General features: G+C 48.8%; 9 protein-coding genes. 8 read left to right on the top strand and 1 reads right to left on the bottom strand.

What is annotated here, in order from left to right:
• Window positions 1–428 precede the first annotated feature (428 nt).
• The 7 genes from ACOMHB_RS04320 (at window position 429) to ACOMHB_RS04350 (ending at window position 13290) form a co-directional block, all read left to right on the top strand.
• Window positions 429–3044 (top strand): WD40 repeat domain-containing protein, encoded by a 2616-nt coding sequence (locus tag ACOMHB_RS04320; protein WP_448215616.1) that lies wholly within the window; start codon window positions 429–431, stop codon window positions 3042–3044.
• A gap of 516 nt (window positions 3045–3560) precedes the next feature.
• Window positions 3561–6143: a WD40 repeat domain-containing protein gene (locus ACOMHB_RS04325; protein WP_448215617.1), complete on the top strand. Its 2583-nt coding sequence runs from the start codon at window positions 3561–3563 to the stop codon at window positions 6141–6143.
• A 187-nt stretch (window positions 6144–6330) separates the two neighbouring features.
• The gene (locus tag ACOMHB_RS04330) at window positions 6331–7539 is read left to right on the top strand and encodes a hypothetical protein (RefSeq protein WP_448215618.1); all 1209 of its coding nucleotides are present in this window, start codon (window positions 6331–6333) and stop codon (window positions 7537–7539) included.
• 185 nt (window positions 7540–7724) lie between these two features.
• Complete coding sequence (locus tag ACOMHB_RS04335; RefSeq protein WP_448215619.1) at window positions 7725–8945, top strand: hypothetical protein; 1221 nt, start codon at window positions 7725–7727, stop codon at window positions 8943–8945.
• A 202-nt stretch (window positions 8946–9147) separates the two neighbouring features.
• Window positions 9148–10371, top strand: coding sequence for a hypothetical protein (locus tag ACOMHB_RS04340; protein WP_448215620.1), 1224 nt, complete (start codon window positions 9148–9150; stop codon window positions 10369–10371).
• Between the two features lie 208 nt (window positions 10372–10579).
• On the top strand, window positions 10580–11860 hold the full coding sequence (locus ACOMHB_RS04345; RefSeq protein ID WP_448215621.1) for a hypothetical protein: 1281 nt from the start codon (window positions 10580–10582) through the stop codon (window positions 11858–11860).
• Window positions 11861–12039: 179 nt separating this feature from the next.
• Window positions 12040–13290 carry a hypothetical protein gene (locus tag ACOMHB_RS04350; protein WP_448215622.1) on the top strand — a complete coding sequence of 417 codons (1251 nt, stop codon included), beginning with the start codon at window positions 12040–12042 and terminating at the stop codon, window positions 13288–13290.
• Between the two features lie 5 nt (window positions 13291–13295).
• On the opposite strand, the gene ACOMHB_RS04355 is transcribed toward ACOMHB_RS04350, so the two are convergent.
• Window positions 13296–13442 (bottom strand): hypothetical protein, encoded by a 147-nt coding sequence (locus tag ACOMHB_RS04355; protein WP_448215623.1) that lies wholly within the window; start codon window positions 13440–13442, stop codon window positions 13296–13298.
• A gap of 57 nt (window positions 13443–13499) precedes the next feature.
• On the opposite strand from ACOMHB_RS04355, the gene ACOMHB_RS04360 reads away from it, so the two are divergent.
• Window positions 13500–14726, top strand: a complete 1227-nt coding sequence (locus ACOMHB_RS04360; RefSeq protein ID WP_448215624.1) for a hypothetical protein — start codon at window positions 13500–13502, stop codon at window positions 14724–14726.
• Window positions 14727–14748 lie beyond the last annotated feature (22 nt).

Raw genomic sequence — 14748 nt, forward strand, 5'->3', positions numbered from 1 at the left:
AACAAGACCTCGGCAACAATACTTCAGGTGTTGTGCGACCGAGGTCTTTTTTTATGTGCCGGAGAACACTTGATCTGAGACAGTATATAAGTGACGCCGGATTAAACTGCTTCTGGCTATTCATATTTTTCAGTGCTCACATACCCGTTAAAACTGTGTTGACGCGTCCGACTATAATCAATTTCAATATATTCAAACACCGCCTGACGCATCTGCTGCCCCATTCATCATAGGCGTACAAAGCTGCGTTTCTACTTTCAAAGAATGAAAGTAGCTTGCAACGCAAGCATTATTTCAGCAATCAACTTTACGGCTCTTACTTTGCTCTCATTCGTTTTTGTAGAGGATGTTTCTAAAGGTTTTTAAACCCTACTGGCTTCCTCGACCACGAAGTGAAGTGTCGGTAGACAGAACTCTGGAGAATGGCAATGGGTATTGCAAAGAGATTGTCTATTGCGGGTTTGGTTCTCTTATTGGCAGCAAGCTGTATGCAGGCAGTTGCTCAAACGGCCATTACTGCCCGGCCAACAATGCAACCCCTTCTGATCCACGAGATTAATATAGATCCGAACATGTTGCCGGTAACGACCGTTCCAACACCCACAGGAGGCGTTGTCCCACCAAGATATTGTGGGCCCCACAGGGTTATGAGTGTTTCATGGAATGTGAACAGTATGCTCATGGCTGTGGGAATGGGTTCCGGTGGTTCCGGATGCCCTATTTCAGGCCCCGTACAAATCTTTGATATGAGTGACCCGGCGAGGCCCGGACTGCTGCATACCCTGCACGATTTTAAAGACTGGGTGAGGTCCGTTGCCTTCAACCACGACGGCACCCGGCTGGCAGTCGGTGGGGATGATAAAAAGGTCAGGATTTATGACCCAGTGTCCCCGTCCACCCCCCTTGCTACCCTGTCTGATGCGACAGGAGCGGTACGCAGCGTTAAATACAACCACGACAGCACCCAGCTGGCAGTGGGTGGGCAAGATCAAAAGGTCAGGATTTATGTCCCGAATGACCTGTCCATTTCCCCGCACACTCTGTCCGATGCAAGCGATTGGGTAATGAGTGTTGACTACAACCACGACGGCACCCAGCTGGCAGTGGGAGGGAGAGATAAAAAGGTCAGGGTTTATGATCCGAGGGATCTGTCCATTTCCCCGCGCATTCCGCAGGATTCAAACGGTCAGGTACGGAGCGTTAAATACAATCACGACGGCACTCAGCTGGCAACTGGGGGAAGTGATAATAAGGCACGGAATAGGGTCAGGATTTATAACCCGAATGACCTGACCTTTGCGCCGCAAGTTCTGTCCGATGCGAGAGACTGGATCATGAGCATCGACTTCAATCACGACGGCACCCAGCTCGCAGTTGGGTCGGGTGATCGAAGGGTTAGGATATATGACATGTCGAATACATCTGGCCTCCTGCACACCAAACTGCCCCCGCCCATTGCGTCCAAGGCGATAAATCCAACACGCCCCCTGTACACCATCTCTGATGCGAAAGACGATGTACTGAGCGTTGAGTATAATCACGACGGTACCCTGCTGGCAGTCGGGGGGGAAGATGAAAAGGTCAGGATTTATCGGATCGGTATAAGAGCGTCAGCTACAACATCGTCATCTACACGTCTCTCAACCAGTAAACTCGCCACTGCTTCTACAACCATTTCGGGAGCTACATCAGAAAATTCAACGCTGATCAGACATTCATCGTCGTATACATCCCTGCCACACAATACAAAAGCGCCAAGCCTGCCGGGTAGTTGCCCGCAGCCAGAAGGAATACCCCTGTTTCAAGCGTATGATGCAAAAAATGAGCAGATATACGTTGTCATTCAGCCTGAGTCGCATACCAAAAAGGTTAATCTGGCACGTTATAAAGGCTCTGAACTGGATGAACAATTTGGTCTGTGTGGCATTGTGACTTACACAACCTCTGCCAGCAGTTTCAGAAGGTTGGCTTCCTATCAGTCTCTGGCTGGACAGGTTATTCACGAAACTACAGGCTCTCACCTTGACCTTATTGCAACGCCAACGTCTGGAAAAACGGTTCTGTTGGAGTTTCCGTTAATTGTCGGCCAGGGATACCGGGCACGATTCAGCGTACACGACAAGGTATTTCCTGAAGGGGTTCAAATTAATGATACTGCTCATCATCAGGGTGTCATGTATTTAACAGGAAAAATCAATAACAAACTGTTGATGAGCAGTTATCATCAACAACGACTCACGTTTCCTAAAAAATGTTTTAAGAGCGATGGAGAACGAGGACTTTTTTTGAGGGTTTCCCCAGATGGCAAGCACCTTTATGTAACAGGCATCAGTGGCGGTAAAAATGCGCCCTATTCTGTATTTATAAGACAGTTCGAAAAAAAACAACTCAATCCCGCTTTCTCTTTTGGATACAATGGCAAAGAGATAGTAATTGACACAAACATTGAAAGTGACAACAGTCTGCAGGACATTCTGATTCAAAAGAACCATGTTTATGTTGCCGCATTCAACCCAGCATCAGAGAAACTCTCCATTTGTCGGTTCGCCACTGACAATGGACAAATGGATAGCGCTTTTATTATTGACGATACGATTCGTTGTTCTTCAGGCACATCTGGTACGTTTTTAACCGTTAGACTGGTGGCTGCGAAAAATTGTTTGCACGCCATTATTTACAACAGTAATGGACAACTGTCTGTCATTACTTATGAAAATCAGGTCAATGTCCATCATTTTGACACCGCATTCAAGATCCCGGCAACAAGGTCAATGCGCCCGGTTTTTGTCCGCAATAACGCCTATCTGGCAGCTGCATACGCCGATATTGAGAAGGGTACCCGGCATGTCCGGATGCAGGTGATTTCTCTGCATCTTGAGAACCTGTCGCCTCCACCCCCCGGAGAATTCCCAGAGTGGGGTATTGGGCTTATTACAGTGGTTGTTGTGGTCCTGGTTGTCGCGGTTTCAGTCTTAGTCCATAAGAAGTTCAGGAGGAAACCACCCGTTCCAGTAAGTGATGCCACAAATGCGCTCCAAGAGTGATGATCATTAATAACCACCAAACAGTCTGGCAACCAGATCAACCCGCTGATGATCCTCTGGGATTAACGAGAAGACACCTGACATTCCTGTACAGCGTATCAAAGCCCATTATCAGCAAATAGGGTCAGCAACGCTTCCGCATGAAATCGTATATATTTATCCATACCGATAATGGTGATTTTTTTTGAAGGATGTGCTTACGAGGATCCAGTAATCACAGTACAGCAACATTAACATCTGGAAATGAATGGATTGATAGCTACCTACCTGAAAGTCGTCGTAAGATACAGCGTTTAGCAGAAGATGTTGAAGAGCTGATTGAAGCGCCAACACCCACTGAGACTCACGTCTATTGTTCCTGTTTTCTGAAATAGCTGTCTCGACAACTGTTATTTTACCGCTGACCGACAGCGTCAGGCACCTCACATCTTTCCCTGTTTTTTAACCGGGCGGCAGTGAATTTTGTGTCCATTTTCATTGCCTCAGATCACCAAGCTGGAATTCTGGAGAGTGGTTATGGGCATTGCAAAGAGCTGTTCTATTGCGGGTTTGGTTATCTTATTGGCAACAAGCTGTATGCAGGCAGTTGCTCAAACGGCCGTTATTGCCCGGCCAACAATGCAACCTTTACTGATCCACGAGATTAATATAGATCCGAACATGTTGCCGGTAACGACCGCTCCAACACCCACAGGAGGCGTTGTCCCACCAAGTTATTGTGGGCCCCACAGGGTTATGAGTGTCTCATGGAATAAGAACAGTATGCTCATGGCTGTGGGAATGGGTTCCGGCAGTGCTGATCCCAAATGCCCTTCTTCAGGCCCCGTACAAATCTTTGATATGAGTGACCCGGCGAGGCCCAGACTGCTGCATACCCTGCACGATTTTAAAGACTGGGTCAGGACTGTTGCCTTCAACCACGACGGCACCCGGCTGGCAGCCGGGGGGAATGATAAAAAGGTCAGGATTTATGACCCAGTGTCCCCGTCCTCCCCCCTTGCTACCCTGTCCGATGCGACAAAAGCGGTACGCAGCGTTAAATACAACCACGACGGCACCGAGCTGGCAGTGGGTGGGCAAGATCACAAGGTCAGGATTTATGACCCGAATGACCTGTCCATTCCGAAAATACTGCCATATGCAAATGATTGGGTAATGAGTGTTGACTACAACCACGATGGCACCCAGCTGGCAGTGGGAGGGAAAGATCAAAAGGTCAGGGTTTATTATCCGAGGAATCTGTCCATTCTCCCCCATACTCTGCACGAGTCAAATGGTCAGGTACGGAGCGTTAAATACAACTACGACGGCACTCAGCTGGCAACTGGGGGAAGTGATAGAAAGATCTGGAATAAGGTCAGGATTTATAACCCGAATAACCTGAACATTCCGCCGCAAGTTCTGTCCGTTGCGAGAGACTGGATCATGAGCATCGACTTCAATCACGACGGCACCCGACTCGCAGTTGGGTCAGGTGATCGAAAGGTTAGGATATATGACGTGTCGAAACCAGCTCGCTTACTGCACACCATCTCCGATGCGAAAAGCGATATACGGAGCGTTGCCTACAACCACGACGGTACCCTGCTGGCAGTCGGTGGGGAAGACCAAAAGGTCAGGATTTATCAGGTCGGTATAAGAGCATCAGCGAAAACATCACCACCCTCTACACGTCTGTCAACCAGAAAACTGACCACGACTTCTACGATCATTTCGGAATCTCCGTCAGCAAATTCACCGCTGAACAAAACTTTATCGTCGAATACAACTCTGCCTCACAATAGAAATGCACACAGCCTTTCGGCTGGCTGTCCACCGCCAGAAGGAATACCCCAGTTTCAAGCGTATGATGCTGCAAATCAGCAGATATACGTTGTTATTCAGCCTGAGTCGGATCCCAAAAGGATTATTCTGGCACGTTATAAAGGCTCTGAACTGGATAAACAATTTGGTCTGTGTGGTATTGTGACTTACACAACCTCTGCCAGCAGCTTCAGAAGGTTGGCTTCCTATCAGTCTCTGGCTGGACAGGTTATTCACGAAACTACAGGTTCTCACCTTGACATTATTGCAACGCCAACGTCTGGAAAAACGGTTCTGTTGGAGTTTCCGTTAATTGCTGGCCAGGGATACCGGGCACGATTCAGCGTACACGACAAGGTATTTCCTGAAGGGGTTCAAATTAATGATACCGCTCATCATCAGGGTGTCATGTATTTAACAGGAAAAATCAATAACAAACTGTTGATGAGCAGTTATCATCAACAAGGACTCACGTTTCCTAAAAAATGTTTTAAGAGCGATGAGGAACGAGGACTTTTTTTGAGGGTTTCTCCAGATGGCAAGCACCTTTATGTAACAGGCATCAGTGGAGGTAAAAATGCGCCCTATCCTGTATTTATAAGACAGTTCGAAAAAAAACAACTCAATCCCGCTTTCTCTTTTGGATACAATGGCAAAGAGATAGTAATTGACACAAACATTGAAAGTGACAACATTCGGCAGGACATTCTGATTCAAAAGGACCATGTTTACGTTGCTGTATTCAGCCCTGAGAAAGAGAAACTCTCCATTCGCCGGGTGGCGACTGACACTGGAGTGATGGACAGTGCTCATATTATAGACGATGTGATTCGTTTTCCTTCAGGAAAACCTGGTTCGTTTTTAATCGTCAGACTGGTGACTTCAGACCATTATTTGCACGCTATTATTTACAACAGTAATGGACAACTGTCTGTCATTACTTATGAAAATCAGGTCAATGTCCATCATTTTGACACCGCATTCAAGACCCCGGCAACAAAGTCGATGCGCCCGATTTTTGTGGGCAATAACGCCTATCTGGCAATTGCAGACGCTGATATTGAGAAGGGTACCCGGCATGTCCGTATGCAGATGCTTTCTCTGGGTCTTCAAAACTACAACCCAAAGAACCTTCCCCCTTTGTCGCGAGCAGAAATCCCGGACTGGGGTATTGGGCTTATTGCGGTGGGTGTTGTCTTCGTTGCAGCGGTTTCAGCTACCGTGTTCGTTAAGAAGCTCAAAAGCAGACAACCAGTTCCCGTGAAGAATGTCACGGATTTGTTCCCCGAATTATGATCATTTCCGGTGTTTGAGACATAAAAAGCCTCCACAGACACTGAGCTGGCTACCTGACAGAACATCACCGGATAATAAAAACTACAGAAGGCGTAAAAACGACTGACACTGAATGTCTATATTTGTCATCCATAGTTCCGTTTAGAGTCTATATTTCCCGTTCAGGAACTGTATCTGGCAAATCAGAATGAGAAAGTCATTCAACCTGTTTCCGTTACTTTTGTGCTTGCTTTATACGACGGCACAGGCCAGCCCCCCCTCACAAAATGATTTTGATTTTCTTAAGCCTCTTAATGACAACGCACTGGTGACAAACGGGCTTGAGTTAACAGAAAGCATTGCCGGAGTCTCTTTGTCTACCCTGCTCAATGTGGGTATATGGTGGGGTGTATGTAAAAGAGCAGGAATAGCTTTCGGGCATTCAAGCACACACAGTCTGACTGAATCGGATGCAATGGAGTTGGAGAAGTTGAAAACGAATTTCTGTTTGCAGCTGGCCCCCTTGGTGACTATCGCAGAGGTGGCGCTGGCCGGGCGTGTATCTTCCTGGCCCCTGGAGCAGCGCTGGTTGAAACTCCTGTATTTTGCCGGTGCAGGAATGGCAGCTTATGCCGGCAGTACGAAAAGGAGGGAGTACATACCTGTTGCAGTCTTGATTTACCTTGCGTCCGAAGCGGTATCAAGAACTGGAGCCAGTGCTATTTCGGCGTTAGCTTTAAGAAAAATGAGCCTGAGGGAAGTGGTAACTGATTGGTATGCGGCTGGGGAATACCCAATATTGTCTGTGATTAATGGGGTTATGGCAGGTACTGTCGCCTATGAAGCTATGATCCATAAAGGTTTCAGGCCAGCAAAAGCGATTCTTGCTTCTGTTGTCAGCGCAGCGATTGCCGGTACCCTCTCGGGTTTTATTTCATTATTAACAATTGATGTGGGCGGACAGACAGAGACCAAAGCCGGGATCGGAGTTCTAGTCGGAGCTCTGGCCGGAGTAGTAGTCGGAATCGGAGCAGATGTCGGAGCTGTGGCCGCAGCCGCAGCTAAAGCCACAATCATAGCCGCAGCCATAGCCAAAGCCACAGCAACGGCCACAGTCATAGCCAAAGCCGATTTCAGAGCAGGAGTCGAAGCCGCAGCTGGAGCCATAGCTGGAGCTTTTGCCTTTGGCGGAGTTGCAGCCTTGCTTATGTTGGGCAGTTTCAGGATAACCTCAAACAACCCGCTTATTAAAGCCGGTGTCACTCTGGTGCCTGCGTTGACTTTCGCTGTTATCAACAGTCTTTCAAACTTCGCCGTTTATGGCTATCCAATGGAAGAAAGCTTTTCAGAGACTGGTTGGACCCAGTGGAAAAAGTTCTATGCGCCCCTGGATTATCTCTCGACTCTGTTTAACTGACAGAATCAACTTTCAATTCCATTTACTCGAAGTGCCCCTGAGGCTAACAGGAAGCAGACCATCAGGCCGTGATGAGACTTCAGTAACAGAGCCTCGCTATGTGTCTGCTGCCTTAGGATTTTGTCATCCATAGCTCCGTTTAGGGTCTATATTTCCCGTTCATTAGCTGTACTGGGAAAATTACCATGAAAAAGTCATTCAACCTGTTTCCATTGCTTTTATGTTTGCTTTATGCGACGGCACAGGCCAGCCCCCACTCACAAAATGATTTTGATTTTCTTAAGCCTTTTAATGACACTGCACTGGTTGCAAAAGGGCTTGAGTTAACGGGAAGCATTGCCGGAGTCTCTTTATCTACCCTGCTCAATGTGGGCATATGGTGGGGTGTATGCAAAACAGCGGGAATAGTCTCGGGGCTTTCAAGCACATATGATCTGGCTGAATCGGATACAAAGGAGCTGGAGAAGTTGAAAACGGATTTCTGTTTGCAGCTGGCCCCCCTGGTGACTACCGCCGAAGTGGCGCTGGCCGGGCATGTGTCTCCCTGGCCCCTGGAACAGCGCTGGTGGAAACCCCTGTATTTTGCCGGTGCAGGAATGGCAGCTTACGCCGGTAGTACGAAAACGAGGAAGCATGTACCTGTCGCAGTCTTGATCTACCTTGCATCCGAAGCGGCATCAAGAACTGGAGCCAGCGCTATTTCGACATTAGTTCTAAGAAAAATGAGCGTAAGGGATATGGTGACTGAATGGTATGCGGCTGGGGAATACGCAATATTGTCTCTGATTAATGGGGTTATGGCAGGTGCTGTCGTCTATGAAACCATGATCCATAAAGGTATCAGGCCAACAAAAGCAATGTTTGCTTCTGTTGTTGGCGCAGCGATTACGGGTAGCCTCTCGGGAATTATTTCATTGTTAACAATTGATGTGGACGGAGAGACATTGGCCAAAGCCGGGATCGGAGTTTTAGCTGGAGCTGTAGCCGGAGCGGGAATCGGACTCGGAGCAGGAGCAGGATTAGGAGCCGGGGCCGCAGCTGTACTCACAGTCACAGCTGCAGCTTCAGCCGCAGCGACAGCTACAGCCACAGGCGCAGCTCCAGCCGCAGCTCCTGCCGGGTTCAGAGAGAGATTAGTAGCCTTAGTTGGAGCCGAAGTTGGATCTTTTACCTTTGCCGGATTCGCAGCCTTGCTTATGTTGGAAAGTTCCAGGATAACCTCAAACAACCCACTTTTTAAAGCCGGTGTCACTCTGGTGCCCGCGTTGACTTTCGCTTTTATCAATAGTCTTTCGAACCTCGCCGTTTATGGCTATCCACTGCAAGAAGGTTTTTCAGAGACCGCCTGGACTCAGTGGAAAAAGTTCTATGCGCCTCTGGATTATCTCTCGACTCTCTTTAACTGACAGATTCAACCTTCAAATCCATTTACTCGAAGCGCCCCTGAGGTTAACAGGAAGTAGACCATCAGGCTGTGGTGAGAACTCATTAACAGAGCCTCAATATGTGTTTGCTGCCTTATCTGCACCGCACGTTAAGGATTTTGTCATCCTTAGCTCTGTTAAGAGTCTATATTTCCCGTTCAGTAACTGTATCTGGCAGGTCACCATGAGAAAGTCATTCAAACTGTTTCCTTTACTTTTCTGTTTGCTTTATACGACGGCACAGGCCAGTCTCCCCTTAAAAAATGATTTTGATTTTCTTGGGCCTTTAAATAACACCGCACTGGTGGCAAACGGACTTGAGTTAACGGCAAGCATTGCCGGAGTCTCTTTGTCTACCCTGCTCAATGTGGGTATATGGTGGGGTGTATGCAAAACAGCGGGAATAGTCTCCGGGCTTTCAAGCACATATGATCTGGCTGAACCGGATACAAAAGAGCTGGAGAAGTTGAAAACAGATTTCTGTTTGCAGCTGGCCCCGCTGGTGACCACCACCGAGGTGGCGCTGGCCGGGCATGTGTCTCCCTGGCCCATGGAGCAGCGCTGGTGGAAACCCCTGTATTTTGCCGGTGCAGGAATGGCAGCTTACGCCACTATTGCTTCGAAAACCAGGGAGCACTTACCCGTCGCAGTCTTGACCTACCTCGCGTCCGGAGCGGTATCTGGAACTGGAGGCAGCGCTATTTCGGCGTTAATTCTAAGAAAAGTGAGTGTGAGGAATATTACAACTGAAACGTATGCCTCCTGGGAATACTCATTGTTGTCTTTGATCAATGGGATTATGACAGGCGCTGTCGTCTATGAAGCCATCATCCATAAAGGCTTTGGGCCAGCAAAAGCGGCTCTTGCTTCTGTTGTCAGCTCAGCGATTGCAGGTACCCTCTCGGGAGTTATTTCAGTATTAACCATTGAGGTAGACGCACAGGCACAGGCCTTAGCCGGAATTGTAGCTGGAGCCATAGCCGGAGCTGGAGCCACAGCCATAGCCGGAGCTGGAGCCATAGCCGGAGATGCAGCCGGAATCAAAGCTGTAGTCGCAGTTATAGCCGGAGCAGGAGCATGTGCGGGTGCCATAGCCGGAATCGGAGGTGGGGCTTCAGCTTCAGCAGTAATCAGAGGCATAATCGGAGCCGGAGTCACAGCCGGAGCCTTTACCTTTAGCGGAGTCGCAGCTTTGCTTATGTTCGGCAATTGGAAGATAACCTCAAACAACCCGTTTATCAAAGCCGGTGTCACTCTGGTGCCCGCGTTGACTTTCGCTGTTATCAATAGTCTTTCGAACCTCGCCGTTTATGGCTATCCACTGGAAGAAGGTTTTTCAGAGACCGCCTGGACTCAGTGGAAAAAGTTCTATGCGCCCCTGGATTATCTCTCGACTCTGTTTAACTGACAGATTCAACCTTCAAATCCATTTACTCGAAGCGCCCCTGAGGTTAACAGGAAGTAGACCATCAGGCTGTTGTGAGACCTCATTAGCAGAGCCTCAATATGTGTTTGCTGCCTTGTCTGCACCGCACGTTGTAGTTAAGGATTTTGTCATCCGTAGCTCTGTTAAGAGTCTATATTTTCCGTTCAGTAACTGTATCTGGCAGGTCACCATGAGAAAGTCATTCAAACTGTTTCCTTTACTTTTGTGTTTGCTTTATACGACGGCACAGGCCAGTCTCCCCTTAAAAAATGATTTTGATTTTCTTGGGCCTTTAAATAACACCGCACTGGTGGCAAACGGGCTTGAGTTAACGGCAAGCATTGCCGGAGTCTCTTTGTCTACTCTGCTCAATGTGGGTATATGGTGGGGTGTATGCAAAACAGCGGGAATAGTCTCCGGGCTTTCAAGCACATATGATCTGACTGAATCGGATACAAAAGAGCTGGAGAAGTTGAAAACAGATTTCTGTTTGCAGCTGGCCCCCCTGGTGACCATCACCGAAGTGGCGTTGGCCGGGCGTGTATCTCCCTGGCCCCTGGAACAGCGCTGGTGGAAACCCCTGTATTTTGCCGGTGCAGGAATGGCAGCTTACGCCAGTGTTACGAAAACGAGGAAGCACATACCTGTCGCAGTTTTGACCTACCTTGCGTCCGAAGCGATATCAAGAACTGGAACCAGCGCTATTTCGACCTTAATTCTAAGGAAAATGAACGTGAGAGATATTAAAGCTGAAAGGTATGCCGCTTGGGAATACATGATATTTTCTGCGATGAATGGGGTTATGGCGGGCTCTGTCGCCTATGAAGTCATCATCCATAAAGGCTTCAGTCCAGCAAAAGCGGCTCTTGCTTCTGTTGTCAGCTCAGCGATTGCGGGTATCCTCTCGGGAGTTATTTCAATGCTAACGATTGATGTGGACGGACAGACGCAGGCCCTCACCATAATCGTAACTGGAGCCTTAGCCGGAATCGAAGCTGGAGCCATAGCCGGACTCGGGGCTGGACTCTTAGCCATAGCCTTAGCCAGATTCGGAGCTGAAGTTATACCCACAGCCACAATCAAATCTGTAGTCAGAGCTGTTGCCGGAGGAGGAGCATGTGCAGGAACCCTGGCCGGACTCGGAGCCGGAGCCGGAGCCGGAGCCGGACTCGGAGCTGGAGCCTCAGCAGAAGTCAGTAATGGAATCTCAGGCGGAATCGGAGCCGGAACCCTTACCTTAAGTGGAGTCGCAGCCTTGCTAATGTTCGGCAATTGGAAGATAACCTCAAACAACCCGTTCATCAAAGCCGGTGTCACCCTGGTGCCTGCATTGACCTTCGCTCTTATCAATAGTCTTTCAAACTACGCCGTTTATGGCTATCCACTGGAAGAAGGTTTTTCAGAGACCGGCTGGACTCAGTGGAAAAAGTTCTATGCGCCCCTGGATTATCTCTCGACCCTGTTTAGATGACAGACACTCGAAGTGCTCCTGAGGTTAACAGGAAGTTAACCACCAGCCTCAGGGTAAAAGAGCCTCGGTATGTGTTAACTGCCTTATTTACAGCGCACGTTGGAGTTAAGGATTTTTTCATCCATAGCTGCGTTTAGGGTCTATATTTCCGGTTCAGTAGCTGCATCTGACAGATCACCATGAGAAAGCTATCCAACCTGTTTCAGTTACTTTTGTGTTTGCTTTATACGACAGCACAGGCCAGTCCTCCATCACAAAATGATTTTGATTTTCTTGAGCCTTTAAATGACACCGCACTGGTAGCAAACGGGCTTGAGTTAACGGGAAGCATTGCTGGAGTCTCTTTGTCTACCCTGCTCAACCTGGGTATATGGTGGGGTGTATGTAAAACAGCGGGAATACTGACCGGGCTTTCAGGCAAATATGATCTGGCTGAACCGGATACAAAAGAGCTGGAGAAGTTGAAAGCGGATTTCTGTTTGCAGCTGGCCCCTCTGATGACCAGCACCGAAGTGGCGCTGGCCGGGCATGTGTCTCCCTGGCCCCTGCAACAGTGCTGGTGGAAACCCCTGTATTTTGCCGGTGCAGGAATGGCAGCTTACGCCGCTTTTAAGAGGAGGGAGCAGGTACCTGTCGTGGTTTTAACCTACCTTGCATTCGAAGCAATATCAAGAACCGGAGCCAGCGCTATTTCGACGTTAATTCTAAGAAAAATGAGCGTTAGGGACATTACCGCTGAATGGTATGCGGTTGGTCAATACGCATTATTGTCTATGATCAGCGGGTCTACGGCAGGAGATGTCACCTATGAAGTCATGATCCATAAAGGCTTCAGGCCAGCAAAAGTGATTCTTGCTTCTGCTGTCAGCGCAGCCATTGCGGGTACCTTATCGGGCATTATTCCAGAGTTAAAAATTGATGTGGACGGACAGACAAAGACCGTAGTCGTAACCGGAGCTGGAGTCGTAACCGGAGCCTTAACCGGTGCTGTAACCGCAATCGGAGCTGTAACCGGAGCTATTACCGGAACTGTAACCGGAATCACAACTATCGGAGCTTTATCTGGAGCTATGACAGCAGCCGTATTCGGAGCTGGACTCGGAGCTGGTCTCGGAGCCGGACTCGGAGCCGGACTCGGAGCCGGACTCGGAGCCGGACTTGGAGCCGGACTTGGAGCCGGACTTGGAGGCTCCGCTCTCGGCGGAGTCACAGCCCCGCTTATCTTGAGCGGCTCGAAGATAACCTCGAACAACCCGTTTATTAAAGTCGGTGTCACTCTGGTGCCTGCGTTGACCTTCGCTGTTATTAATAGTCTTTCAAACTACGTCGTTTATGGCTATCCACTGGAAGAAGGTTTTTCAGAGACAGGCTGGACTCAGTGGAAAAAGTTCTATGCGCCTCTGGATTATCTCTCGACTCTGTTTAAATGACAGACTCAACTTTCAAATCCATTTACCCGAAGTGCCCCTGAAGTTAACAGGGAGTTAATCATCAGGCCGTGGTGAGACCTCAGTAACAGAGCCTCAATATGTGTTTGCTGCCTTATCTGCACTGCACACTTGGTAGTTAAGGATTTTGTCATCCATACCTCCATTTAGGTCTATATTTTCGGTTCAGTAGCTGCATCTGGCAAATTACCATGAGAAAGTCATTCAACCTGTTTCCATTCCTTTTGTGTTTGCTTTATACGACGGCACAAGCCAGTCTCCCCTTAAAAAATGATTTTGATTTTCTTGAGCCTTTTAATGACACCGCACTGGTGGCAAACGGGCTTGAGTTAACGGTAAACATTGCTGGATTCTCTCTGTCTACCCTGCTCAACCTGGGTATCTGGTGGGGTGTGTGTAAAACAGCGGGAATAGTCTCGGGGCTTTCAAGCACATATGATCTGACTGAATCGGATACAAAAGAGCTGAAGAAGTTGAAAACGGATTTCTGTTTGCAGCTGGCCCCCCTGATGACCAGCACCGAAGTGGCGTTGGCTGGGCATGTGTCTCCCTGGCCCCTGGAGCAGCGCTGGTGGAAACCCCTATATTTTGCCGGTGCTGTAATGGCAGCTTATGCGGCCACAACGAAAACGAGTGGGAAGATACCTGATACAGTCCTGATCTACCTTGCGTCCGAAGCATTATTAAGAACTGGAGCCAGCGCTTTTTCGGCGGTAATTCTAAGAAAAATGAGCGTGAGAAATACTACAACTGAATGGTATGCGGCTGGAGGGTACACGACATTGTCTGTGGTCAATGGGATTATGGCAGGCGCTGTCGCCTATGAAGCCATGATCTATAAAGGCTTCAGTCCGGCAAAAGCGACTCTTGCTTCCGCTGTCAGCGCAGCAATTGCGGGTAGCCTCTCGGGAATTTTTTCATTGTTAACAATTGATGCGGGGGAACAGTTAAAGGCTGAAGCTGGAGCCTTAGCCGGAGTCGGAATCGCAGCTTTAGCAGGAACTTTTGCCGGAGCCGGAGCCGTAGCAGGAGCCGGAGCAGAAGTCGGAGCTATAACCGGAGCCGGCGCTGGAGCCGAAGCCGGGGCCGTAGCTGGAGCCATAGCCATAGCCAGTGCCACGACCTCAGCCGGAGCCTTGGCCAGATTAGGAGCCGGATTCGGAGTCGGACTCGGATCCTCAGCTGTGGGCGGAGTTGGAGTCCTGCTTATGTTCGGCAGTTCGAAGATAACCTCAAACAACCCATTTATCAGAGCCGGTGTCACTCTGGTGCCTGCATTGACCTTCGCTCTCATCAACAGTCTTTCAAACTACGTCGTTTATGGCTATCCAATGGAAGAAGGCTTTTCAGAGACCGGCTGGACTCAGTGGAAAAAGTTCTATGCGCCTCTGGATTATCTCTCGACCCTGTTTAACTGACAGACTCAACTTTTAGCAATTG

This window comes from Endozoicomonas sp. 2B-B (assembly GCF_053470045.1).